The organism is Alteromonas sp. a30 (genome assembly GCF_026788005.1).
In the GTDB taxonomy this organism is placed as follows: Bacteria; Pseudomonadota; Gammaproteobacteria; order Enterobacterales; family Alteromonadaceae; genus Paraneptunicella.
This window is the reverse complement of sequence record NZ_JABEPE010000001.1, coordinates 57602-84047: the sequence shown is the minus strand read 5'-3', so window position 1 is coordinate 84047 and position 26446 is coordinate 57602. Positions and strand designations below refer to the sequence as shown.

At 42.4% G+C, this 26446-nt stretch carries 29 protein-coding genes; 10 read left to right on the top strand and 19 right to left on the bottom strand.

Annotated elements, in window-relative coordinates; all coding sequences use genetic code 11:
* Positions 1 to 86 precede the first annotated feature (86 nt).
* Both cobB and HJG39_RS00400 read left to right on the top strand, forming a co-directional pair.
* Entirely contained in the window at positions 87 to 806 is a 720-nt protein-coding gene (gene cobB / locus HJG39_RS00405; protein ID WP_268405456.1) for a Sir2 family NAD+-dependent deacetylase, read from the top strand.
* Positions 807 to 840: 34 nt separating this feature from the next.
* Positions 841 to 1491, top strand: coding sequence for a LysE family translocator (locus tag HJG39_RS00400; RefSeq protein WP_268405454.1), 651 nt, complete (start codon positions 841 to 843; stop codon positions 1489 to 1491).
* Between the two features lie 110 nt (positions 1492 to 1601).
* On the opposite strand, the gene HJG39_RS00395 is transcribed toward HJG39_RS00400, so the two are convergent.
* Positions 1602 to 2228, bottom strand: a complete 627-nt coding sequence (locus HJG39_RS00395) for a DUF4097 family beta strand repeat-containing protein (protein ID WP_268405452.1) — start codon at positions 2226 to 2228, stop codon at positions 1602 to 1604.
* Between the two features lie 337 nt (positions 2229 to 2565).
* Between HJG39_RS00395 and HJG39_RS00390 the strand changes: the two genes are divergently transcribed.
* The 3 genes from HJG39_RS00390 to HJG39_RS00380 are packed head-to-tail and all read left to right on the top strand — an operon-like array spanning position 2566 to position 4866.
* The gene (locus HJG39_RS00390) at positions 2566 to 3315 is read left to right on the top strand and encodes a hypothetical protein (RefSeq protein ID WP_268405450.1); all 750 of its coding nucleotides are present in this window, start codon (positions 2566 to 2568) and stop codon (positions 3313 to 3315) included.
* Complete coding sequence (locus HJG39_RS00385) at positions 3308 to 4093, top strand: glucosaminidase domain-containing protein (RefSeq protein ID WP_268405448.1); 786 nt, start codon at positions 3308 to 3310, stop codon at positions 4091 to 4093. Before HJG39_RS00390 ends, HJG39_RS00385 begins: the two co-directional genes overlap by 8 nt.
* A gap of 35 nt (positions 4094 to 4128) precedes the next feature.
* Positions 4129 to 4866: a DUF2987 domain-containing protein gene (locus HJG39_RS00380; RefSeq protein ID WP_268405446.1), complete on the top strand. Its 738-nt coding sequence runs from the start codon at positions 4129 to 4131 to the stop codon at positions 4864 to 4866.
* A gap of 35 nt (positions 4867 to 4901) precedes the next feature.
* Here HJG39_RS00380 and ttcA read toward each other — a convergent pair whose 3' ends face one another.
* Positions 4902 to 5789, bottom strand: coding sequence for a tRNA 2-thiocytidine(32) synthetase TtcA (gene ttcA / locus HJG39_RS00375; RefSeq protein WP_268405444.1), 888 nt, complete (start codon positions 5787 to 5789; stop codon positions 4902 to 4904).
* Between the two features lie 352 nt (positions 5790 to 6141).
* Between ttcA and HJG39_RS00370 the strand changes: the two genes are divergently transcribed.
* A complete protein-coding gene (locus tag HJG39_RS00370; protein WP_268405442.1) occupies positions 6142 to 6771 on the top strand; it encodes a hypothetical protein in 630 nt (209 codons plus the stop codon).
* Positions 6772 to 6856: 85 nt separating this feature from the next.
* Here the strand turns inward: HJG39_RS00370 and HJG39_RS00365 are convergent, their stop codons facing one another.
* The 11 genes from HJG39_RS00365 to ccoN all read right to left on the bottom strand — a co-directional run bounded on the left by HJG39_RS00365 (position 6857) and on the right by ccoN (position 18521).
* A complete protein-coding gene (locus HJG39_RS00365; RefSeq protein ID WP_268405440.1) occupies positions 6857 to 9295 on the bottom strand; it encodes a TonB-dependent receptor in 2439 nt (812 codons plus the stop codon).
* Positions 9296 to 9650: 355 nt separating this feature from the next.
* Complete coding sequence (gene uspE, locus HJG39_RS00360) at positions 9651 to 10586, bottom strand: universal stress protein UspE (RefSeq protein WP_268405438.1); 936 nt, start codon at positions 10584 to 10586, stop codon at positions 9651 to 9653.
* Positions 10587 to 10688: 102 nt separating this feature from the next.
* Positions 10689 to 11429, bottom strand: a complete 741-nt coding sequence (gene fnr, locus HJG39_RS00355; RefSeq protein WP_268405436.1) for a fumarate/nitrate reduction transcriptional regulator Fnr — start codon at positions 11427 to 11429, stop codon at positions 10689 to 10691.
* Between the two features lie 29 nt (positions 11430 to 11458).
* Positions 11459 to 12127, bottom strand: a complete 669-nt coding sequence (locus tag HJG39_RS00350; protein WP_268406243.1) for a sulfite exporter TauE/SafE family protein — start codon at positions 12125 to 12127, stop codon at positions 11459 to 11461.
* A gap of 15 nt (positions 12128 to 12142) precedes the next feature.
* Positions 12143 to 12376 (bottom strand): cbb3-type cytochrome oxidase assembly protein CcoS, encoded by a 234-nt coding sequence (ccoS, locus tag HJG39_RS00345; protein WP_268405434.1) that lies wholly within the window; start codon positions 12374 to 12376, stop codon positions 12143 to 12145.
* 5 nt (positions 12377 to 12381) lie between these two features.
* On the bottom strand, positions 12382 to 14796 hold the full coding sequence (locus tag HJG39_RS00340) for a heavy metal translocating P-type ATPase (RefSeq protein ID WP_268405432.1): 2415 nt from the start codon (positions 14794 to 14796) through the stop codon (positions 12382 to 12384).
* Positions 14796 to 15290 (bottom strand): FixH family protein, encoded by a 495-nt coding sequence (locus tag HJG39_RS00335; protein ID WP_268405430.1) that lies wholly within the window; start codon positions 15288 to 15290, stop codon positions 14796 to 14798. The genes HJG39_RS00340 and HJG39_RS00335 overlap by 1 nt, the downstream gene beginning before the upstream one ends.
* A 55-nt stretch (positions 15291 to 15345) precedes the next feature.
* Positions 15346 to 16293 (bottom strand): cytochrome-c oxidase, cbb3-type subunit III, encoded by a 948-nt coding sequence (gene ccoP / locus HJG39_RS00330; RefSeq protein ID WP_268405428.1) that lies wholly within the window; start codon positions 16291 to 16293, stop codon positions 15346 to 15348.
* Positions 16294 to 16470, bottom strand: coding sequence for a cbb3-type cytochrome oxidase subunit 3 (locus HJG39_RS00325; protein ID WP_268406240.1), 177 nt, complete (start codon positions 16468 to 16470; stop codon positions 16294 to 16296).
* A complete protein-coding gene (ccoO, locus tag HJG39_RS00320) occupies positions 16470 to 17075 on the bottom strand; it encodes a cytochrome-c oxidase, cbb3-type subunit II (protein ID WP_268405426.1) in 606 nt (201 codons plus the stop codon). The genes HJG39_RS00325 and ccoO overlap by 1 nt, the downstream gene beginning before the upstream one ends.
* A gap of 12 nt (positions 17076 to 17087) precedes the next feature.
* Positions 17088 to 18521 (bottom strand): cytochrome-c oxidase, cbb3-type subunit I, encoded by a 1434-nt coding sequence (gene ccoN / locus HJG39_RS00315; RefSeq protein WP_268405424.1) that lies wholly within the window; start codon positions 18519 to 18521, stop codon positions 17088 to 17090.
* 339 nt (positions 18522 to 18860) lie between these two features.
* Here ccoN and HJG39_RS00310 point away from each other — a divergent pair, with 339 nt between their 5' ends.
* Complete coding sequence (locus tag HJG39_RS00310) at positions 18861 to 19316, top strand: hypothetical protein (protein WP_268405422.1); 456 nt, start codon at positions 18861 to 18863, stop codon at positions 19314 to 19316.
* 16 nt (positions 19317 to 19332) lie between these two features.
* Here the strand turns inward: HJG39_RS00310 and HJG39_RS00305 are convergent, their stop codons facing one another.
* Positions 19333 to 19785: a hypothetical protein gene (locus HJG39_RS00305; protein ID WP_268405420.1), complete on the bottom strand. Its 453-nt coding sequence runs from the start codon at positions 19783 to 19785 to the stop codon at positions 19333 to 19335.
* On the bottom strand, positions 19782 to 20945 hold the full coding sequence (locus HJG39_RS00300; RefSeq protein WP_268405418.1) for a PepSY-associated TM helix domain-containing protein: 1164 nt from the start codon (positions 20943 to 20945) through the stop codon (positions 19782 to 19784). Before HJG39_RS00300 ends, HJG39_RS00305 begins: the two co-directional genes overlap by 4 nt.
* 201 nt (positions 20946 to 21146) lie before the next feature.
* Here HJG39_RS00300 and HJG39_RS00295 point away from each other — a divergent pair, with 201 nt between their 5' ends.
* Positions 21147 to 23234 carry a TonB-dependent siderophore receptor gene (locus tag HJG39_RS00295; protein ID WP_268406239.1) on the top strand — a complete coding sequence of 696 codons (2088 nt, stop codon included), beginning with the start codon at positions 21147 to 21149 and terminating at the stop codon, positions 23232 to 23234.
* A 71-nt stretch (positions 23235 to 23305) separates the two neighbouring features.
* Here the strand turns inward: HJG39_RS00295 and bfr (HJG39_RS00290) are convergent, their stop codons facing one another.
* The gene (gene bfr / locus HJG39_RS00290) at positions 23306 to 23773 is read right to left on the bottom strand and encodes a bacterioferritin (protein WP_268405416.1); all 468 of its coding nucleotides are present in this window, start codon (positions 23771 to 23773) and stop codon (positions 23306 to 23308) included.
* A gap of 1 nt (position 23774) precedes the next feature.
* Positions 23775 to 24248, bottom strand: coding sequence for a bacterioferritin (bfr, locus tag HJG39_RS00285; RefSeq protein WP_268405414.1), 474 nt, complete (start codon positions 24246 to 24248; stop codon positions 23775 to 23777).
* A gap of 271 nt (positions 24249 to 24519) precedes the next feature.
* Here bfr (HJG39_RS00285) and HJG39_RS00280 point away from each other — a divergent pair, with 271 nt between their 5' ends.
* The gene (locus HJG39_RS00280; protein ID WP_268405412.1) at positions 24520 to 25065 is read left to right on the top strand and encodes a hypothetical protein; all 546 of its coding nucleotides are present in this window, start codon (positions 24520 to 24522) and stop codon (positions 25063 to 25065) included.
* A 23-nt stretch (positions 25066 to 25088) separates the two neighbouring features.
* Here the strand turns inward: HJG39_RS00280 and HJG39_RS00275 are convergent, their stop codons facing one another.
* A complete protein-coding gene (locus HJG39_RS00275; RefSeq protein ID WP_268405410.1) occupies positions 25089 to 25370 on the bottom strand; it encodes a DUF6150 family protein in 282 nt (93 codons plus the stop codon).
* Between the two features lie 92 nt (positions 25371 to 25462).
* Between HJG39_RS00275 and HJG39_RS00270 the strand changes: the two genes are divergently transcribed.
* The gene (locus tag HJG39_RS00270) at positions 25463 to 25921 is read left to right on the top strand and encodes a hypothetical protein (protein WP_268405408.1); all 459 of its coding nucleotides are present in this window, start codon (positions 25463 to 25465) and stop codon (positions 25919 to 25921) included.
* Here the strand turns inward: HJG39_RS00270 and HJG39_RS00265 are convergent.
* Positions 25918 to 26445 (bottom strand): GNAT family N-acetyltransferase, encoded by a 528-nt coding sequence (locus tag HJG39_RS00265; RefSeq protein ID WP_268405406.1) that lies wholly within the window; start codon positions 26443 to 26445, stop codon positions 25918 to 25920. The two genes, HJG39_RS00270 and HJG39_RS00265, sit on opposite strands and share 4 nt — an antisense overlap.
* Position 26446: the final 1 nt, after the last annotated feature.

The window sequence follows — 26446 nt, the reverse complement described above, 5'->3', positions numbered from 1 at the left end:
AAATAGTGGCGTAAGTTTAGTTTTAATTGATTTCGCTTAAGGTACAATCTAGCTTTTTCAAATCCCATCCAGACAAACCTTTATTTATGCAAAAGATGCAAAAAAAGAACATTGTTGTGCTTACTGGCGCAGGTATTTCCGCTGAGTCTGGCCTTGGGACCTTCCGAGACAACAACGGACTGTGGGAAAAGCATCGAGTAGAAGATGTTGCCACACCAGAAGCCTTTGAGCGCAATCCTGAGTTGGTGTATCGCTTCTATAACGAAAGGCGCAAACAGCTTTTTTCTGACATTGAGCCTAATCCTGCTCATTATGCATTGGCTAAGCTCGAACAGGCTTTAGGCGAGCGCTTTTTACTGGTGACACAAAATGTCGATAATTTGCATGAGCGAGCGGGATCCAAACGAATTTTACATATGCACGGTGAATTACTCAGTGCGTTTTGTTGTTATTCGGAAAAACGATTTGTGCTGACGGGAGATATTGATGTGAATTCACGCTGTGAATGTTGTACGCCGGCGCAGCCAGTTAGGCCCGATATTGTTTGGTTTGGGGAGATGCCGTATCACATGGAAAGCATATCTAAAGCGTTGCAGCAAGCAGATGTGTTTATTTCAATTGGCACTTCCGGCAATGTTTATCCCGCTGCGGGGTTTGTGCGTGAAGCTAACTTTTATGGTGCGCAAACAATTGAATTAAACCTCGAACCCAGTGAAAACGGAACGGATTTTCAAGCAGCTGAATACGGTAAAGCAGGGGAGGTTGTCCCTCGCTTTGTTGATAACTTAATAGCAGAACTTAATTAATTTTTTAAACAGTTACCAAGAGTTAAAGAGAAATATGTCCGCATTTCAACAGTATTGGGTCGAGTTTTTAACAATTGCCACGGTGCATTTATTCGCAGTAGCGAGCCCCGGCCCCGACTTCGCTGTGGTGTTGAAACACAGTATTAGTTTTGGGCGTAGAGCTGCGATCATTACCAGTATTGGCATTGGCGTTGCTATTTTGGTTCACGTTGCGTATTCACTATTAGGAATTGGGATTTTGATTCAAACCACGCCTTGGTTATTTGCTGCATTTAGTTACTTGGCCGCCGCTTATCTTGTTTATCTCGGCTATGGAGCGGTGCGGAGTCAACCGGCTTCAGTAGAAGAAAATCTCTCGCCGGAAAAAGCAGTAGAAAATTATATCTCTGACAAAAAAGCATTTTGGGTTGGCTTTTTGACTAATGGGCTAAACCCTAAAGCGACGCTATTTTTCTTGAGTTTATTCGCCGTCATTATTTCAACGCAAACACCGAATTCAGTGCGTTTGGCCTATGGCTTGTATTTGGCATTGGCTACAGGTGTTTGGTTCTGCTTTCTATCGTACTTTTTAAGTTCGAAAAAAGTACGTCAATTTATTCAGAAGCAAAGCCATTGGTTCGATCGGGTAATGGGAGTGATTTTGATACTGCTGGCTATTAAGCTAGTAACATCCGGTGTGCAATAAAAAACGTATTTAAAAAGGCCCATCCGTTAGGATGGGCAAGCGGGAACGTCATTAATTGACGAGAAGAACATTAAAAGAAAGGGAGAGAATCGTATTGAGTGAGTCGTGGCTTAGCGCTCGACGTCTACTTCACCTACGCCAACCTCAATATCAATTTTGTAGTCACCTGAGCCATGCCATTCTACGCCGCCACTGACCATGCCACGTTCTTGCGTTGCGCCTTTAAAACCATCTAAATCAACGTCGCCTACGCCAGATTCAAGTTCAATGGAAGTGTAATTGTTGTGTTCAAGTTCAACGTCGACTTCACCAACGCCTACTTCTACATCAATATCTGCAAGTTGACCTTTTAGGTTGACCTCACCGACACCAACCTCTAATTCCAAGTTGGTATTTTCAGGCATGTAAACGGTCCATTTCTGAATAAGTTTTTCGTTGTTTATTTCTAAATAAAGATTGTTGTTTGAATTGCGATGTTTAATTTCAGCATTTTCCAGATTGACTTTTTCATCGTCGTCGCCAAACCAAATATCGCTTTCATTTCGGACTTCAACGCGGACCTGAATGTTATTGGCATCGTGAGTTTCTAAAATCACTTGACCAACCGGTACATCTAAGTGCAGTGTGCCTTTGCTTGGAATGGAAAAGGTATCGTTTAAAGTGGTGGTATTACCTGCTAAAACCGAAGCGCTGATGAATGCAGAAACGCCGATAAGACTTGTGACCAATTTATTCATATGTATTCTCCTGATAAAGTATCGGCAATTAAAAATGAAAGTTGTCCGATAACACATGTTTCTCTTATTTTGTTATTGATTGGCAATTACAATGCCACCTTTTAACTTATTGAAATATAAAGAAAATAAATTCAATCTTGGTCGGTTGATAGTTTTTTTATGTAATTGTCGACCACTATCTAACAAGAATCACAACTTATTGGTTATATTCACTAACTCGTAAGTTGGTGTTTTCACATGTTACTCACTCACAAGTATAAAATTGGCAACTGAGTAGCGATTATTTTCGTATTTCAGGATAATAGTCGCCAGATTGTCCCAAAAGGTTTAAATAGACGTGGAAGATAATAGATATACGATTGGTGGAAGTTTGGAGTCAGCCTTGAAAGGTGAGTTTACATTTTCTGCGGAGTCGGTTTTAAAAGAAGGTTGGGAAATTACTAAGAATGGCAAGTCAGTTCTGTTGCTCGGTGTTTTGCTTATTTTTTGGATAACAGCGGGATTCTCCTTATTTTTATATCAATTTACAGAGTTTGGTAAGAACCCAGAGGGTGAAACGGCATTTTTAAATCAATTCTTGATGGAAGCATCTTTAACAGTATTGTTGGCGCCATTTTTTGCCGCACTCGAAATGACAGGCATAAGTAACAGTATTCGCGCTATTTCAAGGCCATCTTTTATTTTTCATTTCGTTCCTAAAACATTGATTTTAAGCGTGGCTTCTCTTTTGGTTGGATTTGTTGTGCAAATCGGTTTTGCTTTTCTGATTTTACCCGGCATCTATTTACTGATGGCAAGCTCTTTTACGATTCCTTTGATTCTTGATAAAGGCTTTACGCCGGTTCGGGCACTTGTCACCTCGATTAGCGTTGTGAATAGGCGTTTGTTAGAATTCATGAAAGTCTTTGGTTTTTTTGCGCTTTTAGGCGTAATTTGTGCTATGACTTTTGGTATTGCGTTAATTTGGACGCTACCATTTTATTACAATGTCAAAGGTGTGTTGTACCGAGATATTTTTGGCGTTCAAGTTAAAGTGCTGCCAAACAATAATGAAAAGTTAAAGTCAGATAATATATTCCATGCATAAATCTATCAGGACAAGATTATGGGTTGGTGCAATTACGTTTATCGCGATAGTTGCTTTTTTCTACCCATTTGTTATTCCACCCAAAGTAAAGTTCATTCCAAATGAAGTGCGCTTTTCTCCTTCCTCGCCCGTGCCTGATTTTAGTCAGTATGAGCGTGTGACGGACAAGAAAAAAGCGTTTTTCAATTATTTAAAGCCAGAAGTAGAGCGTCAAAATCAGTGGATTTTGATCTTAAGAAGCAAAATTATTTTATTGCAAGAACGGGTTAGTAGTGGGGCGCCTGTGAGCGCGTCGGAGCTAAACAAATTAAAGCAGGTATGTGATAACTATAACGTAAAATGTGCAACCTTGAATGATGCCGTTTTCGACGAGCTATTGCGTAAGGTCGACATTATTCCGGTAGAGCTAGTATTGGTGCAAGCCGCGAATGAATCGGCGTGGGGAACCTCACGGTTTGCCCGGCAAGGATATAACTTTTTCGGATTGTGGTGCTTTAGAAAAGGCTGTGGTTTTGTGCCTCGCCGACGAGATGAAGATAGCGCTCATGAGGTTGCCCGCTTTGGCAGTCTATCCGAAGGTGTGCGCAAGTATCTGCGTAATTTGAATCGTCATCCTGCCTATGAAGAATTGCGTGTTATCCGTAGTGTTTTACGAAACAATCAACAAACAATTACCGCTAGTGCCTTAATTGAAGGCTTGCTGAGTTACTCTGAACGAGGTCAGGCGTATATTGAAGAATTACACGCTATGATTCGCGTTAATAGGAAATACATGTAGTGTTAAAAAAATGCCTTCTTACCTTGGGAGCTACAATGCTCCCATTTTCATTTGTGCAAGCTGAAACAGCATCCAATTTACTCAATCTTGAATACAAAACCTTTTACAGTCATTTACGCAAAATCGATATAGAGGATACGCCCGGGTTACAGTTTGCTTTTGGTTTCGTGAATACAGAAAGCAAAGTTCCCTGTGTGATGAAAAATGTCACGATTCACACGCCTAAAATCGATATTCCTGTTGCCTTAGATGCCCTAAATCGCTTCAGTTTACCAAAAGAGCGTGCGCTCAAATTAGCGGATGCTGAAGTGAATGTTCAATTTCAAAACGCCGGTTTTGAAGCGTGTCAGCTTTCTGTGCTCCTAGAAGCGAACCCCCGTTGGTTAGCAGAGCTGCCGTTACAAACCTCCGCTATTCCCGGTGTGGAGTTGAGTGAACAAGAAAAGAGTAAGTTGAATATTGTTGAGCCGAAAGAGCCGCCGCTGGCGAAAACACACATTAGTGCAGAGCGTCTAGCGAAGTTGAATACACAGTTTCAGCAGTTTTTTGAATCGATGGGGGGCGGGCTATTTGGCTTTATGATGCCAGAAACGCTAGGTTTAAAGCTTTATCTGAAACCTGATTATCAGGCCAGCCAACTTCTGCAAGAAGGGTTAGCGGGAATGAATCAAGAGGGGGAGTTAATCAAGTTGGATACGGACTGGATTAACCAGAATCAACAAGCGCTTCCTCTAGCGGCAATCTCACATATTACTGCATGGGTTGAAAATTAGGCGATTCTTAATCGCCCATAACACTACAAAGTGGTTTAAACATGCGTCACATCAATGATGAGAGAGTCATCAATATTGGTTGACGAGACTTGCTCATCAGTAAACTCATATTCTGCTTTAGGTGTGCTTCTATCTATTGGTAAATTCTGAAAGTCGAAAAGGCTAGTGTCCGCAAGCTGACTGGGACTAACGTTTTGCAACGATTTAAAGATGTTTTCCACGCGTCCCGGCGATTGCTTGTCCCATTGGGTTAGCATCGCTTTAATGCTCTGGCGTTGCAGGTTTTCTTGTGAGCCACATAAATTGCACGGAATAATGGGATATTCACGCACTTCGGCAAAGCGAATTAAGTCTTTTTCTCGGCAATAAGCGAGTGGGCGAATGACCACATTACGCATATCATCTGAACGCAGCTTAGGCGGCATTGCTTTCATCTTAGAGCCGTGAAACATGTTTAAAAATAACGTTTCTACGATGTCATCCATGTGATGTCCAAGCGCGATTTTATTCGCACCTATTTTCTCCGCAAAAGAATATAGCGTGCCTCTACGTAAACGAGAGCATAGGCCGCAAGTGGTTTTCCCTTCGGGAACTTTTGCTTTAACAACAGAGTAGGTGTCTTTATCGATGATGTAGTAGGGGATATCTAGTGATTCAAAATATTCTGGCAGAATATGCTCAGGGAAGCCCGGCTGTTTTTGGTCAAGGTTTACGGCAATGACTTCAAACGAAACCGGCGCAGACTTTTGCAGGCTCAACAAAATATCCAGCATGGCGAAAGAGTCTTTACCGCCGCTAATAGCCGCCATCACTACATCACCTTCTTCGATCATATTAAAGTCGGCGATAGCTTTACCGACTTTTCCACGCAGGCGTTTTTGTAGTTTGTTTTCGTTGTATTTTACTTTCTGTATCACCGACATGAACTTAACAGCCGTTGTCTCTTAAGGAAATTGGCGCGCATTATACTTGATGTTGTTGGGCATTCAAAAGAGAGTTTCTTGGGCGTTCTTTTTGGGGATTGCATAGCGGAAAAGCGCGTAAGCGAAAGTACAATTTTCTGACGTTTATCGTTGAGTTAACCCGTTGACTTATGAGAAAAATCAAAATGATACTTAGAAAATGAGAAAGCTTAAGAAAGCGCTCTTTTTTTATGACTAACGTTTTGTATTACATCAACTATTTCACTTTTCTTTCTTTGGTTAAATCTCGCAACACGCCTAAATGTAGGGTATAAAGTCTACCGTTAAAGCTGCATAAAAAAGGAACCAAGCCATGCCCGATATACTGTTTGCTCTGATCAATGCCATCGAAGATGGGAATATTTGGCTTATGCTCACATTGGGTATTTTATTGGTGCTGTTTAAAGCAAAAAGTATCGTTACCTTTTGGGATGAAAGGCGGCGAATTAAGCTGAGTCATTTAAAAGAGGCGTTGCAGTGTGAATGTATTAAGGGGTTAACGCGAAGGCATCTTGAGCGAGAATTAGAGTCAGAGTATTACCGTTTAGCAACGGGATTCAAAGCTGAACCACAATTACGAGACGCGATTACCCGAGCTCATGAGCGATTTGAAGGTGAGTTAAAGTTCGACCATTTTCGCAGAGCCAGTAGTTGCCTGCGGCTTGTTAATGGACGTTTGGCTGTTAACATCTCGCCGATGGATAGATTTTTGGGTTTTGGTAGCTTCATTCTTGGTGTTTTGTTCTATTTAACAGGCTTTGCCATTTTTATGGTTGGTATTGCTGATGTTTCCGATAATTTTGTGGAAGGGGCAAGGTTGTTGTTGGAAGGAGGATTATGGTTTGTATTGGGCGTAATTTGCTTTATCGAAACCTTGAAATTTCGTTCTACTGTATTGATTGAAAAAGAGCTTTCAAAGCAAGACAAAGGCGACTCCAATTAAGCGAGCGATATAGCGCTTAATAGTGATAGAGGAACACAAAAAACAGGAGACAAGCTCCTGTTTTTTTACGTTGAATGGTCTGGTCTTAGAATCGATAATTCACTTCTACACCGTACATTCGTGGTAATCCTGGATTCGCAATCGGTGAGCCCACTGCCATTGCTTGACCACCGATGGCTAATAGATATTCCTCATCAAACAAATTACGTGCGTATACAGAAATTTCGTAATCGGCGTCTGCTGGGAAGTAGGTGATTCGCGCGTTGGCTATACCATAAGAGTCAATCTTATTATCTGCGGTTAAGCCAGTAACGTCTGCTGGGTTATAAGGTAAAATAGGCAATGTTGGCCCATCAATATCTTGTTGACGCTCACTGCTGTAGGCATAGTCAAAGTGCCAGCTAATATCACCGGAACCTGTTTCCATTAAATAGTCGAAAGCAACGTTATATTGCGTTTTGGGCATACCAGAAATAGGCTCGCCAACTCGGTCTTCCACGGTCAAACCTTGCGCCATTTCGTCAATTTCCCAAGGGAAGAACTCCCACTTGGTGTATTCCGTGTCTAAGTACGCGTAATTGACAGAAACTAATAAGTCTCTAGTCGCTTGCCATTTTAATTCAACTTCTGCGCCTTGGCCTTCAGCATCAACATTACGCAAATTATAGGTTGGAACAGAGCCTACAGGGCCGTCTAATTCATGATTTTGTAAGTCGGTGTAATCGTAGCTGTAAAGTGCCACATTCAAGCGTAATTGGTTTTCAAGCCAAGATGATTTCATACCAATTTCAATGTTTTCCACGGTTTCTTCGTCTACTGGCGGCGCTTCACCAAGAGTGTTGAATCCACCGGCCTTAAAGCCTTCTGAATAGCTGGCGTAGGTCATGAAGTCTCGCGTCCACTGATAATCAATAACAAAGCGGGGTGTTAACTTGTTCCATGTTGCGTTTTGCGTGACATCGGTAGGGACTGAGAAGGCGATACCGATTGGCACGTTATCGTAGCCTGCGAATGGGATCTCAATTTCGTTTTGATACTGTGTGAAAATATCGAATGTTTTTTCATCTCGCGTATAACGCAAGCCGAAGGTTAAATCGAGTTTGTCGGTAACAGAGTAGGTCATGTCACCGTAGGCTGCGTAACTTTCAATATCATTACTGTTAGCGGTAGTTTCAATGTGAGGTTTACCGTAATTGGCGGCAACAATTAAACCAAGCACTTGCTCGGGGGTGAATATTGTATCGTTAACGATGCCTGCCAATGTTGAGCTTGGAATGAACTGTTGATACAGCCCGGCCATCCCTAATCCCTGTTGAATATTGGGAATTAACGATGGATCAACACCGGCTGAGGTTAACGCGAAGCCATCAAAACTTTGTGTATTGAACTTGGCATCGGTTGTTTGGGCGATGTCTTCTTGGAAATAGGTTGCACCAACGGTCCACTTTACCTTTTCGCTACTTCCCGTTAGACGAAATTCTTGGCTAAATTGGTCCTGATCTTCATCAAGTACACTCACAAACCGAGCACGATCGAAGGCACTGCCATCATCTTCCATACCATTGTAACGTTCGAATTCGCGATAAGCGGTAATTGAGGTAAAAGTGATGTCGCCAAAATGCCAATTAAGTTCTGCAGAGACACCTTTTACATCGCGCGCTTCGTATACGTCATCACCGCCATCGGTGTGATATACGCCAAATGGATCGCCCGGGCCATAACCTGTGTTGAGTGTTGCTGCGGGACGAGAGTCTTGATTCAGACTTGAAACATCTGCACGTATTACCGCTTCAAAATTATCGTATTCTGCGAAAAATGCTGCTCTTGCTCCCCAGTCATGCTCGTTTCCAATGTCTTCTCGACCAAAGGTTTTGATATGACCGTCGCGGTTATTGTTGGTGTATGAGCCTCTAAAAGACCAATTATCGTTGATCGGCAGGTTTACCAACCCTTCTAGCTTCCGCTTTTTGTAATTTCCGAGCGTTACGCGAACATTGCCTTCAACATCATTAACGGGCGCTTTGGTGATGATATTCACTGCACCTGCTGCGGAGTTCCGTCCAAATAGAGTGCCTTGAGGCCCTTTTAGAACTTCAACACGCTCTACGTCATTGAAGTTGAGGTTAGATGTGCCACGGCGACCAATATAAACGCCATCAATATAGACTGCGACGGCTGGGTCTAGACCGATGCCAAAGTCATTCGTTGTGATACCGCGTACAGTCCAAGCGGTTTGTGTGGCTGTGGCATTGTTTGATTCAAAACCCGGTGTGTACAGACCTAAGTCATTGAGGTCACTTGCTCCGATTTTACGAATAGCGTCCTCGGAAAAAGCGGTAATAGCAATGGGGACTTCTTGTAGGTTTTCGCTACGCTTTTGTGCGGTAACGTTGATGACCTCAATTCCTCCTTCGGCTTCGGTTGTTTCCTGTTGCGCTACTGCACTATTGGTTAAGGTAAGGCCAGCTAAAGCTAACGCGATCCGTTTCATTTTAAAATTAGCGTGTTTACTGCGGTGATTCATTATGTGTCCAGATTATGAATAAAGGTGAATGATTTGGATTACTTAGTTGGTAGATAGTTACACTGCTGCGAGAAAAGAATCAACCCAATATGTTAATGAAATGAAAATTTTTGGTAAGTAAGCGTTTTCACGACAGGGATTCAGAGAAAAGTGTTTCAATTCAACGTAGTGAAGAGGTTTCTTATGAGAAACGGCTAACGTCGAAGATTAAAAAGAAGGCTTAAACTACGATGAAGAAGGATACAAAAAATTTGTCACCAGTAGAGAGTAAATGCAACTCTATGCCGTGAAGAAGCAAGCACTATAAGGCAAGTTGCACACAATCTCTACGGATGACTCTCTGTTGTTTGCTTATCTAATCGATAATAACAGGGGATTCAAACCCATCGGGCTTAAGCGCCAGTATATCGCAGTCAAGCATATCGATAACATGTTCTGCTGTATTACCAATGAGTGCCGCAGAAATGCCATGGCGGCCAATGGTGCCAATGATAACAAGTTCAGCGTCGATTTCTTTTGCAACGTTTGGAATCACATCTTCTGGCAGACCTTCTTTTACATGGCAGTTTTCAAGGGCAACTTGAAATTGCTGTGCGTGCTCCGTCATGCTTTTATTGTGATAATTTTTCACTGATTCGTTATAACCTTGAGGGTCGAATTCAGGAATTTCAATAGCAATATTGACTGGGGTGCCCGGGTAAGAGTTAACTAAGTGCACATTAGCTTGGAGTACATTTGCCATTTCATGGGCGACTTTTGTGACTTTATCGTTAAGCTGACGGTGTGCGTCATCTTCTGTACCCACATTTACCGCGGCTAACACTTGTCCGTTAATGGGCCAATCGTGTTCTTTCACTAATAAAACTGAGGTAGGCGCCTTACGCATAAGGTGCCAGTCTGTTGGTGTGAATATCACTGACTTAAGCGTGTCGTGCTTATGTGTGCCTTTTACAATAAGATCATAATTGCCTTGGATAGATTCAATAATGATGCTCTCATAAGGGCGATTATGCCAAACGACCTTGATGTCTATCTCGAGATTATTATCGCCCTTTTTCGCTGCAATAAGGTTAGTAACCCATTCCACTTTGTCATCAAGCAAAGCTTGTTTCATGGTTTCTCTTTCATCTAACGAAAGCATCGTTGTGAGATCATAAGAAAAATCATAAATACTCAAAAATGCCGTAATATTGCCGTTTGTTTTTTGAGCAAGCTCGATTGCACGATCAAGGGATTTTTGTTTCTGTACGGTGGGGTCAATTACCGCGAGGATCTTTTTGAAATCACTCATAAGTGTACCTTTTCCTACGCTAAGTCAAACATCTAACATTAGCTTAGGCTTTTTCTTAGGAAAAGGCTTGTTCAAGATCAAATATTTTTAGATTACCGTAGGTTACTGTAATGGCGTTGAACAGACATGACGCTTAGAGCCGATTCTAGCATCCAGTTTTGCGTGGTCTAAAATTTGAATTAACTTACCGCTTACCGATATCAGGCTTTCTTTTTGAAAGCGAGTTAGCAAGCGGCTTATGGTTTCTACGGTCAGACCCAAATAGTTACCGATTTCACCTCGAGTCATGGTCAAACGGAATTCGTTAGATGAAAAGCCTCTATCATGGAATCGGTTCGATAAGCTCTTAATAAAGTATGCGAGTCTTTCCTCTGCGGTGCGTTTGTTCAACAACATAAACATTTCTTGATCTTGATGGATTTCGTTACTCATCAACCGCATTATCTGTTGACGTAATTTAGGAAATTCGCCAGAAAGTTCATCAAGTGTTTGATATGGAATTTCACAGACCATTGAGGTTTCCAGTGCTTGGGCAAAGCTCTGATGAGATTGTTGAATTAATCCATCGAAGCCAATGATTTCACCGGGCAAATGGAAAGCCGTGATTTGTTCTTCACCATCTTGAGAAACGGTAAAGGTTTTAAATGAGCCAGAGCGAACCGCATACAATGCGTTAAGTGGAGCGCCAGCAGTGAAAAGGCGTTCATTTTTCTGAATTGGGCGCTTACGTTGAATTATGTCGTCTAATTTGTTTAGTTCCTGACTGTTCAGGTTAAAAGGCAGGCATAATTGACTGAAGCTGCAATTTTGACAATGAATTGAAAAATTGGTTTGTGATGTCATGCGGGATTCCTTCTAGAGCTCTGCCTTCACTATAAAATATTTGCGAGAGATTGGGAAATATTTAGAATACCAAACAACGCTAATATCAGGGCGATCAGTTGTTTTGTTCGAGGCTTTTTTAATAGATGAGTCACTTGTGTTGCCGAATAGGCGGCTAATATCATAGAGGGCAGTGTGCCTAACCCGAAAAAGAACATGCTTAATGCCCCGTTTGTTGCGTTGCCACTGGCCAAACTCCAAGTGAGAGAAGAGTAAACTAAACCACACGGAAGCCAACCCCAAATCAGCCCATAAGGAAGCGCATAAAGAGGGTGTTTAAAAGGCATAAAACGCTTTGAAAGAGGGCTAATTCTGCGCCACAATACGCCTCCAATTCGTTCTAATTGGCTTAAAATAGGCCACCAGTTCCCGATGTAAGCAGCCATTAGTAGTAAAAATAATCCACTGAGTAAATTGAGCCATGCAATTCCATCTTGGAGTTGATGTGACAAAATGCTACTTAAGGCCCCAGCGAGGCCACCAGCTATGCTGTAGCTAGTAATCCGGCCCAGGTTGTATGCAAAAATAAACGGTAGTTGCTGTTTCCCTTTGGGGATCGCGAGTGATAAGCCCGCAGTCACACCTCCACACATAGCGATACAGTGAACGCTGCCGGCGATGCCTATAAGAAAGGCAGATATAAAATCGGATGTCACGATGAAAATAACCTTTTCTTAGGGCTTATTCACTGTAGGGTGTTTATCTTCAACGTTTTTGTTCTTTGTTGTTGAATCTTTCACCTGTGCTTGGGCATCTTTAGGTGGGATATTTTCTTCATCAAAAAGAATGTTATAGCCTTGCCTTTCTAAGTCGTTAAATTGATCGCTTTTCACCGCCCAGAAAAACACGCCAATAGCAATAAGAATGATGATGATGGCTAATGGGATTAGCACATAGATAATGCTCATGAATGTTAAACCCCTGAAATTTTCGCTGGCTTTTTCTCTGTCGAAAGCAAGCGTGTTGAATTAAAGACCACAATGATGGAGCTTAATGACATACCAATAACCGCCATCCAAGGCGCCAGGACACCCGTCATGGCAAGTGGTAAAGCGCAAGAATTGTATCCTAATGCCCATAAAATATTGCTTCGAATCGTTACTTTAGTGCGTTTGGCAATACGAAAAAGTACATTTAATGTACTAATATTGTCACGCATCATAATGACATCCGCGGCATTTTTGGCTAAATCCGTGGCTTTGTTTACCGCAATCGAAACATCCGCTTGGGCTAGAACTGGTCCGTCGTTAATACCATCACCAATCATGAGCACACGCTTTCCTTGCTGCTGTAACTGCTCAATATAGGCCAGTTTATCTTTTGGTAAACAACGTGAACGCCAATGCTGAATACCGAGTTGCTTTGCTGTATCAGCCACGTTAATTTCGGCATCGCCGCTTAAAATAGTGGGGTTTAGATGAGCAACAGAGTTAACAAACTCTTTAGTTCCTGAAGCAATCGTATCTTTAACCGTGAAGCTAGCAATGTGCTTATTATCGCAGCTTAAGAGTACATTAAAAGAGCCGTTTTCTTCTTTAACACCAATGAAACTTGGAGAGCCAATCGCATAGTGGCGGCCCTTTATCATACCTTCAACGCCAGCGCCGGTGTGAACTTTAACCTGCTCCACATTTAACAGTGTGTTAGGTGGATTTTGGAACGCTGCGGCAATGGGGTGCTCAGAGTGGGCCTCTAGGCTAGCGGCAATGGCTTTAACACGCATTGCATCGTGTTCATTATCGGCAAAATCATGCAGTTGTATATCTGTTAAGCTGAACTTTCCTTCTGTTAGCGTGCCTGTTTTATCGAATATCACGGTATCAATATTGGGTAAGTTCTCTAAAAAATCCGCTGATTTTAGGATGATGTTAAATTCTTTTAGTTTCGCCATTGCTGCGGTTAATGCCGTTGGTGTGGCTAATCCCAAGGCGCAAGGGCAAGTCGCGACGAGCACTGCAACAGCATAGAGTAGTGCGTGTTCTGGCGACACTAGCGTCCAATATAGATAGGTGATTACCGCCAAAATTAAAACGGCATACACAAAGTATTTGGCGATATTATCAACAAGCACTGCGATACGTGGTTTTTGACTCAATGCAAGTTCTTGTAAACGGCTAATTTCTTGCACTACTGAATTCTGAAGACGTTTTTCTACGCGTAATTCCATCACGCTGCTTTGGTTAATCGTCCCACCTAACACGTTACTACCAACGTCTTTGGCAATATGGCGAAATTCACCTGTTAACATGGATTCATCTACATCACTGCTGCCTGAAACCACTTTGGCATCCACGGGAATGGTTTCCCCCGGTTTGACTCTTACTCTATCGCCGGGTTTGAGTGAGCGGGCAAGCGCTTCGACTTCCTGTCCTTCATGCAGTAGATGCGCGGTAACAGGGATATGTTTATTGGTGTTTGCGGCGATCGTAGCGGCTTTTTTACGACTTTGATGTTCCAAAAAGCGGCTTATGAGTAATAAGAAGATGAACATGCACACGGATTCAAAATAAACCGTTCCAGAATCTTGGATTGTGGCCCAGCAGCTTGAGCCGAAAATAATCATGATCGCGAGGCTAATGGGAACATCCATATTGACTTCTTTTAATGCCAACGCACTTAGTGCTCGAGAAAAAAACTCAGAGCCTGAATAAAACACCACAGGCGTTGTAAGCAACAAACTAACCCAATGAAAATAACTGCGAGTTTCTGTATCAATGTCGCCAAATACGCCGAAATAAAGGCCAAATGCCAACATCATGACTTGCATCGTTAGCAAGCCGGATAAACCTAATTTTTTAAGAAATCGTTTCGATTCGTTTTTGAAAACCTGCTCATGGCTGTCGGGCTGAAATGGCGAGGCGTCATAGCCAATGGTGGCAATACTAGAAAGTATATCGCTGAGTTTAGTGCGCTGATTATTCCATTCAACCGTTGCTCGGTTTGCCGCCACATCGACACCAATTCGGTTAACGCCTTCTACCTGTAAGCATTGTTTTTCGATGAGCCAAGCACAAGCTGCGCATTTTATGCCAGAGACGGTAAGTTGTATGGTACTTTTTTCGCCTTCATCTACGACGAGTTCGTCGCGTAATACGGGATTATCGTACAGCCGTAATTTTTCCAATAAGGCTTCGTCACCTTGGGCTTTTTCTGCTGGTTCACTTCGATAACGATAGTAATCCTCTAAACCATTTTCTACGACAGCTTGAGCTACCGCTTTGCAACCGGGACAACAAAATGATTGTTCTGCGCCTAATAGGGATAAATGAAAATGGGCTGACTCGGGAATGGGTTCGGCACAATGGAAGCAAGTCGTGTTCTTTGGCATTACGGTGTTAACTTAACTGGGCCAGAGTAGGGGAAAGCGAGCGTTTTCTGGATACGCCATTCTTTGTGATAAGGCCATAGAGTAATTCGCCATTTACCCTTTAAAGCGGCAGGGATATTGGCTTTATAAAAGCCATCAGTTTCTTTTGTTAGTTGTAATGAAAAATCTTTATCCGAAAGTGTAGAGTGGAAAAACTCAAGGGTAAGCGCCGCTCCTTCTTCAGGCTCGCCAGATAGAAAGTGCAATGCAACCTCGGAATCCGTCACATTTAGCTCCGCGCTGATATTTAAATCTTTGGCTTTTTGATCGCGACTTAAATCAGCATTGATGAGCTTTCCTTCTTTGTAATAGTCATCTTTGACTAAGGAATCTTGCGTTTGTGTAGCAAGCGTTATGAGTATGGCACCTACAATAAGCGTGACCACTGGCACAGTGATTAAAAACCATGGCCAAAATTGTTTATACCAAGGTGGAGGAGTGTGGTTATTTATCATGATTTTGAGACTTAGAAAAAGCCCCGCCGAAGGCGAGGCTTATACATACAACAACTTATTTGTGAGAAAGGCTATAGATGTAAGCAGCAACAACGTGAACTTTGTTTTCGCCTAATCTGTCCTTGAATGATGGCATAACGCCGTTACGACCATTCATAACTGTTTCGGTAACAGACTCTTCAGTTGCACCGTACAACCAAATGTTGTCAGTTAGGTTAGGTGCGCCTAGCATTTGATTACCTTTACCATCAGAGCCATGACATGCTGAACAAGTTGCAAAGCGAGATTCACCCGCAGCTTTCAGGCCCGCATCAACTTCACGACCACTTAAGCTCAGTGTATAAGCAACAACTTCTTTTACACCTTGCTCACCAAAGCTCGCCCATGATGGCATTTGACCACTACGACCACCTAACAAGGTTTCCTTAATCTTCTCAGGTGTACCGCCGTACAACCAATCGTTGTCAGTCAGGTTAGGGAAACCAAGTTGACCACGTGCATCTGAACCATGGCACTGAGAACAGTTTTGTAAGAACAAACGCTGACCTACTTTCAATGCTTCTGGGTCGTTAATTAACTCTGGAATAGGACGGCTCGCGTACTCATCAAAGATAGGATCATACTTTTGTTTAGCATGTGCGATTTCACGGTCATACTGAACGATCTTACCTTCAGCCTTTGCTTTCGCTACCGCTGCGCGTGACTCTTCTAATGTTAAAACGCCTTGATTAGAACTCTTCCAACCTAGCATCCCTTCAAAGTTACCTAAGCCCGGATACAGTGCTAAATAGGCCAAGCCCCAAACGATACAAGCGTAGAATAAGTAGGTCCACCACTTCGGAAGGGGGTTGTTAATCTCAACGATACCATCAAATTCATGATGCATATCGTCACCTTCAGTAACACCAGTTTTGTTTTTTAAGCACCAGCGTAATAACAGGAAGCACCCCATTATTGTGCCTAAGCTAATGATGCTAATCCAAATGCTCCAAAAACTACTCATTTAACGATGACTCCCGTTATTTTGTTTTGTGGCTTGAGTGGGTTCATCATCGAAAACCAAATTAGCAGCTTCATCAAAGCCCTTTTTGGATTTCTTACTATATGCCCAAGCAACAATTCCAATAAAAAATACGAATACTAATACGGTGAAAATACTACCGATCATGCCGTAATCTATCATTTCAATGCCGTACCTAATGATTGCAAATAAGCGATAAGGGCTTGAATTTCCGTTTTGCCTTCAACCGCTTTCTTTGCGCCCGCAATATCTTCATCCGTGTATGGCACGCCTAAAGAACGGAAGGTTTCCAGCTTTTTAGCCGTTAATTCACCTGTTAGCGTGTTTTCAGCAAGCCAAGGATAGCCCGGCATATTAGACTCAGGAACCACAGAACGCGGGTCCATTAAGTGTGCAAAATGCCAATCATCACTATAACGACCACCTACACGGGCAAGGTCAGGACCAGTACGCTTAGAGCCCCAAAGGAAAGGTCTCTCCCATACCGATTCACCCGCAACCGAGTAGTGACCGTAACGCTCAGTTTCTGCGCGGAAAGGACGAACCATTTGGCTATGACACCCCACACAACCTTCACGGATGTAGATGTCTCGACCTTCCATTTGCAGTGCAGTGTATGGCTTTAAGCCTTTTACTGGCGTCATTGTATGTTGTTGAAACATAAGCGGAGCAATTTCAACCATTGCACCAAAACTGATAGCAATCAGAATAAAAATGGTAAGAAGACCAGTATTCTTTTCTACTAACTCATGAACATTTTTCATCAGGTCTTTTCCTTATGCCGGTTGAGGTTCTGCTTGCGCATTCTTTTCAGATTTAGGCGCAGAAACTGTCTTAAATACGTTGTAAGCCATGATCAACATGCCTACTACAATGAAACAGCCGCCTAAGAAGCGCATGAAGTAATAAGGCATTGATGCTTCAACGCTCTCAACAAAGCTATAAGTTAATGTGCCGTCATCATTAATTGCACGCCACATCAAACCTTGCATGATACCTGAGATCCACATTGCTACGATGTAAAGTACAACACCGATTGTGGTTAACCAGAAATGCACGTTGATCAAACGCGTACTGAACATCTTAGGTTGACCAAATAACACTGGGATTAAGTGATAAATTGAGCCGATTGATACCATTGCAACCCAGCCTAAAGCCCCTGAGTGTACGTGACCAATTGTCCAATCTGTATAGTGAGAAAGGGCGTTTACTGTCTTGATTGACATCATTGGACCTTCGAAGGTCGACATGCCGTAGAAAGACAAAGAAACGATAAGGAAACGTAAAATTGGGTCGGTACGTAATTTATGCCAAGCACCAGAAAGCGTCATGATACCGTTGATCATTCCCCCCCAAGAAGGCACAAATAGAATAATTGACATCACCATACCTAATGACTGAGTCCAATCTGGAAGTGCAGTGTAGTGAAGGTGGTGAGGGCCAGCCCAAATATAAAGAGAAATAAGTGCCCAGAAGTGAATAACCGATAAACGATAGGAATAAACAGGGCGTTCGGCTTGCTTAGGAACGAAGTAATACATCATACCCAAAAAGCCTGCCGTTAAGAAGAAACCGACGGCGTTGTGACCGTACCACCACTGCATTATCGCATCTACTGCCCCAGCATAGAGAGAGTAGGATTTGGTGAGCGAAACGGGAACGGCCATACTATTACCAATATGCAATACTGCAACGGTGATAATAAATGCACCGAAAAACCAATTGGCAACGTAGATATGTGAAACACGGCGAATCACTAACGTTCCAAAGAAGTTAATTAAGTATGCAATCCAAACAACGGCAATTAGGATGTCAATTGGCCATTCCAACTCTGCATATTCTTTAGAAGTTGTGTAACCAAGTGGCAACGAAATCGCAGCAGAAAGAATTACTGCTTGCCAACCCCAAAACGTGAAAGTAGCAAGCTTGTCACTAAACAACTTAGTTTGACAAGTACGTTGGACAACGTAGTAAGAGGTAGCAAATAACGCACATCCACCAAACGCGAAAATAACAGCGTTCGTGTGAAGTGGTCTTAGACGAGAATAGGTAAGCCAGGGTGTTTCGAAGTTTAACTCGGGCCAAATCAATTGGGCCGCAAGTAAAACACCGACAGACATTCCGACGATACCCCATATGACAGTCATGACTGCAAATTGTCTAACAACTTTGTAGTTGTAATTCGGGAGTGTGTGACTCATTTCACTCATTTTCGGAGTTCTTCCACTAGTTAATCAGTTCAATGCGGTTAATTATTTTAGTATCGGTTTTAAGCTTCTTTTCACAACCGCGTAACATTCTATTTAAATACGACTTACATACATCTTTAAAATGTCTACAAACTGCCTTGATAACAACTTAAAGATGATACAAGCATAGTTCGTAATGTGCCGATTTGTTAGCTAAAAATGCTGCAATTGCCGGAAGCTAAACGCGGCAGATAATACGGTTTTTGAAAAGAAATTAACAGTACCTTCGACTTTAAATTGATCTTGGTCAAGGTTACAAAGTAGCTTATACGCAGAAACTCAAAATAAAGGCTAAATTTGGTGCAACTGAAAGCGATTATCTCGGTAACATTACTGCTCTTATTGGTAGTTTTTTCTTATATTTTTTCCGATCAACTAGCGGGGTTTCAGTCGGGAAAATCTCATCAGGGGACAAAAGTGTGTTTAGATGGAGACGATTGTCAAACCTATGCCAAGCTGAAGGTAAAACTGGCACCTGATCCCGTGCTCGTTGAGGAGGAAATTCAGGCGATATTGTTTTTATCCAAAGGTTGGAAACTTGAACGAGGGTGGGTTGAAGGGGTGAATATGTATATGGGAAAAACCCCCCTTCTCATACAAGAAAGTCAGAGCCAGAAAAACCAATATCAAGCGGTTTTTTTCTTAGGAAGTTGCAGTGAACCCGATATGAACTGGCGTTTAACAACGCAATGGAAACACGAAAAAACACAGCAAAGCGTAACAGCATTCTACGATTTTTCCACGCATATTGATTAGCCTCAAAGGCGCTATTTCAGCGCCAGTCCCAATTCACCTGCTCAATACGACCATCCCAATGCTCAATTGTTAACCATACTTTGTCTGATGGATGGATGCTCTCAGAAGCCAATGCATGAACATGTTTCCCGTAGCGGCTGCCATGTAAAATACCTTCTGAAGCGCGCTGCATTTGGTTAAGTGGACGTGCTTTTTCGCCAATATTTAAATAAGCTTGGCGAATCTCATCAACATTGCCCTTCGTAAACGTCACCATAAAATCTTTAACGTAAACACCATCGTGTAAATAAGGCGGGTTGGCATCAAATGGCATGGCGCTGATTTCAAATTCGCCCACGGTTTTAGTGCCTAAGCTCGCAGGGAAACTTGGGGTAAGTGATTGATACAAAAATAAAACAGGCAATGCTAATAACATGCCATTGAGCAAATATTGGTATCTTTTCCAAACGCTTTTATTGGCATTTCTCATGATATTACCTCCTTGTTTTGTGTGGCTGGGCGTTTTGCTTTTGGCGTAATCACGCGTTTACGCCACATTAAAAAGCCGGAAAGCATCATTCCTGATAAAACTAAACCAAAGAAAAACCAAATAAACTTAGTCCACAGTCCACCGATGTAACCAAAATGCAGGGGATCGGCAATATGCATCACACTTTGAGTCAGGTTCATATTATCAGGACTCAATTCATGGGTTACATTGCCACTCCATGGATCCACTGCAACAACATAACTGAAATTATCATAGAAAATATCATTACCACTACCGTAAAGTTTTAACGTATCTCGGTTGTGTTCAGGCAACATCATGTAGCTCAACTCAAAATCAGGATAAGTCGCTTTTGCTGCTGCCAGCGCGGTTTTAACACGCTCTGCGGCATTAGGAACGGATGTCTTTTGCATCGGGATGTGTTCTACAGGAATAATATTGGGGTAGGGGTCAATTTCTACATCGTTATGCCACATTACCGCCTGAATTAAATACCATAAACCCGTTAAGCTCATGATAATCATGAACCAAATAGACCACACGCCGCAAAGCCTATGTAGATCGGACAGAAAAGTGCGCCCGCCTTGGTGAAAACGCAGTTTAAATTGGAAAAAGGCGCGCCAAAACTTTTTGTAAACAATCATACCCGTGACAACGGCCCCCATTAACAGCAGCGAAAATAGGCTGACAAGATAATAGCCCACACTGTAACCATGATGCCAAGGGAAAAGTAACCAACCGTGTAGTGAACGCATAAAGGTAATAAATGTGGTACCTGTGTTGATTTCTTGTATTTCACCTGTGTATTGATTTACGTAGGCAATGGCGAAGGGTTTGTCTTTATCGGAAAACAACACCGCATTCACCAGATAAGGTTCAAAGGTGCTCATGCCAGATATATCTGCACTTGGATGCGCTTGCTGCACAATTTGAATAATGTCGTCGGGGGATTTGGCACTAACGGAGTCAGGGTTCGTGGCTCTGGCATTGGGATTAGTTAACCACGTTAATTCGTGACTAATTGAAGCAATGCTCCCCGTTAAAGCGATGAAACAGAATAGTATCCAAAGAGGGAGGGAAAACCATCCGTGTAATTGAAACCAAAAGCGGTTTGTTAGTTTCGAGCGTTTAGTGTTGTTCATACTGCTGTGTTTTTTTTGTGAATTATAAAAATGTCTTTCCAGATAAAAAGGAAAGCGCTAACATCATAACGCAAATAATAATTAATCGCATTATCATTAAATTATTTTCATTAAATTGACACAAGGTTGTATTCTGTGAGCATTAAAAATCGATTCACATTGATGCCATTAACTGCATCAATCGCTTTTGCCTGTACGGGGATGGCACATGCCCAAACTCAAACTGATATCCAAACTAACGCAACCAACGCTGACCCCAGCATCGAGCGAATTACAGTAAGTGGTGGTTATACTGTTAGTGAAGTCATTGATACCGCAACAGGGTTGGGATTAACCTTACGTGAAACACCGCAATCGGTGAGTGTAATTACCGAATTGCGCGTTCAAGATCAGGCGCTTGATACCATTGTCGATACCGTATTAAACGCGGTTGGTGTATCAGCAAAAGAAATTGATAACGTGCGTAATACACTGCAAGCACGGGGCTTTGAAATCAGCAATTATCAAATTGATGGTGTGCCACTTTCTTGGAGTCTCGCTGGTGATTCAGGCGAAACCATACAAGATGTTTCTATCTACGAGCGTATTGAGTTTGTGCGTGGTGCCACGGGATTATTAACTGGCGCGGGTGATCCTTCTGCTTCTATCAACCTTGTCAGAAAGCGCGCTAACAGTACAGAGCTAACGGGCTTTGTAAATGCGGCAATTGGTAGCTGGGAAAGTCGTGAATTAAGTGCTGATGTTAGCACTGGGCTCAACCGCAGCGGCACAATGCGAGGTCGTGTTGTAGCAAAGTATCAAGATGGCGAATCCTTTCTTGATTTATATGAAGACAGCGTTTCCGTTTTATATGGTGTTTTTGAAGCGGATGTGAGCAAAAATACGCTAGTGCGCGTGGGAGCGAGCTACCAAAATAACGATCCAACATCGCCAACGTGGGGCGCTTTACCTAGCTTTTACACTGATGGCAGCACAACCGATTGGGATGTATCTACTACCACCGCAGCGACATGGACAGAATGGGAAACAACAGGCAAAAATGTATTCGCTAACGTGCAACACAGCTTTGCTAATGGCTGGGAGCTTTTAGTTAACTACAACAATTTGAAGTATGAACAAAGCACCGAGCTTCTATATCTATCAGGTGTGTTAGACAAAGACACGGGTATTGGCTTAAGTTCATTTCCTTATAAAAGTAGCGGCGAGAGTTCGCAAAATAGCTACGATATTCAGTTAAAAGGCGATTACAGTGCCTTTGGCGACATCCACGAGTTTGTGTTGGGGGCAATTTACAGTGAGCAAAGCGCAGACACCCTGACTTATGCAGCGTTAACCAATGCCTTTTTGCCAGTGGGTAATTTCTTTGAATGGAATGGTGAGTTTCCTGAGCCGGATTGGTCAACTGAAAGCAGCATTGCACAAGATATGGATACTGAACAAAAAGGCTTTTACGGAGCAACACGTTTTCATATTAATGACGATCTAAAAGTGATTGTTGGTGCACGTTTATCAAGTTGGGACAGAACGGGAATTAGCTACGATGTTGTGACCGATTTTGGTGAAGACGATGTGCTCATTCCTTATACTGGGGTGCTTTACGATATTAACCAACAACATCGTGTTTATGCCAGCTACACCGAAATTTTCCAGCCACAAAATGCTCAAGATAGATTCGGTGATTTTCTCGACTCTATTAAAGGAAAGAGCAAAGAAATCGGCCTGAAAAGCACCTTCTTAAATGATGCCTTGCATACCTCTGTGGCGGTTTTCCGCATTGAGCAAGATAATTTAGCGCAGCCTGATGTCGGCTACCTTGTTCCCGGCACAGTCAACACCCAAGCGCAACGAGAAGCACAAGGTACGGTGAGTGAGGGTTTTGAATTGGAAGTGGTTGGTCAGCCCGTTGAAGGTTGGAACATTAACGCCGGTTATTCATACTTTAATGCTGAAGATGCACAGGGTATTGACGTAAACACCGATCATCCTCGTAAACAATTTAAGCTTTTTACGACTTATCAATTTGTTGATGCATTACCAGAGCTAACCGTTGGTGGTGGTGTCAATTGGCAGGATGAAACTTATTCTGTGAATGGCAGTATTCGGTTAGATCAAGAAGCCTATTCCATTGTGAATTTGATGGCGCGTTATGATATTAATCCAAAAACTCGCATTCAAGTGAACCTCGACAACCTGTTCGATAAAAAATACTTCAGCCAAATCGGCTTTTTCGAACAATATCGCTACGGCACACCAAGACAATTCAAAGTCACGTTGAATTATCGTTTTTAATTAACAATAAAACCGATGAAAACGAAAAGGGCGCCTGAAAAGACGCCCTTTTTTATCAATCGAAATTCGAATTACATTTGCGATTGCAAATAGTTGCTTAATCCTAAAGTTTTGATTAAGCGAAGTTGTTGCTCTAACCAATACGCATGATCCATTTCGGTTTCTTCAATGAGCGTGTACAACATATGACGGGTTACGTAATCTTGTTCTTGCTCACATAATGCGATGGTATCTTTCAATAACGTATCGACTAAGTATTCAACTTTTAAGTCATTTTCCAACATACTAGGCACATCTTTGCCTACCATTAGCGGATCACGTTGACTTAAATCCGGCGTTCCTTCAAGGAATAAAATTCGCTCAATGAGTAGGGAAGCGTGTTGCTTTTCATCGTCAAATTCGTGGTCGATGCGTTCATATAATTTGGTTAAACCCCAGTCGTGATACATTCTGGAATGGATAAAATACTGATCCATTGCAGTGAGTTCGTTTTTCAACAAAAGGTTTAACGCATCGATAATATTTTGTTTGCCTTGCATGTTATTCATCTCCTACTTGAGCTTGAAGATAATTTTCGATGCCCATGTTATCGATTTGATAAAATTGCGTTTCTAGCCAATCGATATGCTCTTCTTCGTAATCTAAAATGTCGACGAGAAGTAAACGGGTAACGTAATCTTTCTCTTGTTCACAAACGCTAATGGCTTGTCTCAGTTTGTCGAGTTGAGCCGTTTGGAAATCCAAATCACACTTCAACATTTCCTTCGTTTCTTCGCCAATCATCAATTTGCCAAGATTCTGAAGGTTAGGTAGCCCTTCTAAAAATAAGATTCGCTCCATAAGCTTGTCGGCTTGTTTCATGTCTTTAATTGACTTTTTGTAACAGGCGCTATTGAGCTTTTCGAGTCCCCAATTCTTGTACATACGGGCATGGAGAAAGAACTGATTAATGGATGTCAGTTCTTGAGTCAAAACCTCGTTTAATAAGCTGACAATTTTAGTGTTGCCTTGCATGAGAATTACACTCGCTGGTATTTGCTAACTTTCCGACGGAGTATAGTTTTAAACTTGATCGAAATCAAAAAAATATTTAAAAAACAAATAGATACCAAAAAGAATGATTCTTGTTTAGACCATTGTTATCAATTGTTTTTTTGTCTTTAATGCATTAGTGTTTAGGCAAATTTGTGCTTGTGTTAGCCGAATTATGAACAATAATGAAGCATAAACACATTGCTAGGGTTACATTGGTTGAGCTAAGCCATTGAAATAAGGAAGTCTTCTGTTGAAGAAAATCATGCTTGTTGTTTTGCTTGTTGCCCTAGGCTACCTGATTGCCTTCTGGTTTCCGCTGCCAGAAAACCTCTCCTCAAAATTATCAGAACTAAGTGCAAACTCGGTTAATACAATAGAAGCACAAGTCACAGGGAATGAGACAAGTGAACAACAAAGTGAAGATAAGGTATTAACAGAAGCACTTTCAAAAAACACCGCACCAACAAACGAGGTTATCGAAGGGGATAGTCAGCAGACAACCTACATCGGTATCTCAGACTTGATGTTTTCCTCAAAGAATTTGCCAGAAAAAGCCACACTATCGTTAGATAGCTTTCCTTCAAAGCAGGCCGCTGAACAATTTATTGCAGATCGAAATATCGAAGAAACTGTGTTTTATTTTGATTTTATGCGGCCAACAGGCAGTCAGTGGGTATTGGTGACGCTTGGGGAGTTTTCCACTCAAAACGCGGCACAAGAGCGAGAAAAAGCCCTAGAAATTCGCTACGACATTAACCTTTCCGTGGTGCGTTTGCCTCCTCCTCAGTCCGAATAGTGCCTAATACAAAATTTGTGCTGTTAAAAACGACACAGCTTTCCTTGGAGTGGATGATTACGCTGCCATCCTGCCAGAGCGGGGGAGTTAACAAAGCACACCACCAATTGCGCTGAGCCACGGCTACCAAAGAACAACGTTTTATCGGTTTGGGTTTTATTGTTGGTGATAAACCAGCGGTTTTCACCATAAGCAAGTCCTTGATTTTTAGTGATATAAACACACAAATCCGCTTGGCTTACATCCTGAGTAATGTAGGCAATATAGTGAGCTTCACCTTGATTAAAGGTTTGAAATACGCGCAAAACGGCTTTCTCTTTTGAAAATTAACGTTGTAAATCGATTAAATAACACCTAATGTCAGGCAATAAGCACAGTTTTGTACGAATGAAACACGATGAGTTTATCCGATAGCCGCCTTGGCCAAAATCCCGTGCAATTGATCGGTATCAACGCACCTTTTGAGCCCAAGTTACAATTTGGTCGCGAATTTAGCAGCAGCCACAACAAACGCGAAAGCGTTGCCTCTGCTTGGGGCGTTGCCCACAATGGTCGCCCACAAAACGCTGGAAACGGTGCGGCAACCGGCATTAAACAACCACTCCCTGCACGTGAACAAACGGCACTTTCTTATCAACTTTCTCCACAGCTACAGCAACAACTTCGGGGTGGGATGCTCCCTCTTCAAAATCAAGGTCGTAGTGCTTATTTTCAACGGCATGCTGCTCTTGAGTCGGTGCACTTAGGGCAGGCCATTTCCGCTTCTCGTTCGCATCAAGCTGGCACAATTGCTGCTGCGCCCAATCCAAGAGGCGGTGTTTATTTACGTCGTGTAACTGGCGATTATTCATTTTAAACGGACGCCAATCGGCTCTCTTCTTGGGAGGCCGAGGTGAAAATTGATTTACGCATAATGTAAAAATCGTGTCCGGGGATAACATTATCTAACGCCGAAATGACTTCAAAACCTTGAGCTAAATAAAAGGCATAATGATGCAACGTGCTGGTTTCCAGCATTAAATGGTTTGCACCCATCAACTGTGCCAAGGATTCTGCCTCGGCTAATAAATATTTGCCTAGACCCATCCCTCGGTATTGTTCCTCTAACCAAAACGCGAATAACTTGCACATTTGCCAGCGACGTTGAAGCTGTAATCCGCCGACGAGGTGGTTTTCCTCATCAAATAGATTGATATAACCTCCGTATTCAATGTCATAGTGCCCAAGGGCTTGAGTTTCCATCTGAGTAATTTTGAATTCCAAAGGATGCTCGCTAGGCGGGTTCGGACAACGCCCACTCTCAATATGAAAACGACGACCTCCGGCTTCAACCATGTGAAGCTGAGTTGAATAGTCTGTGTGGTTATCCGCATCTTGCATA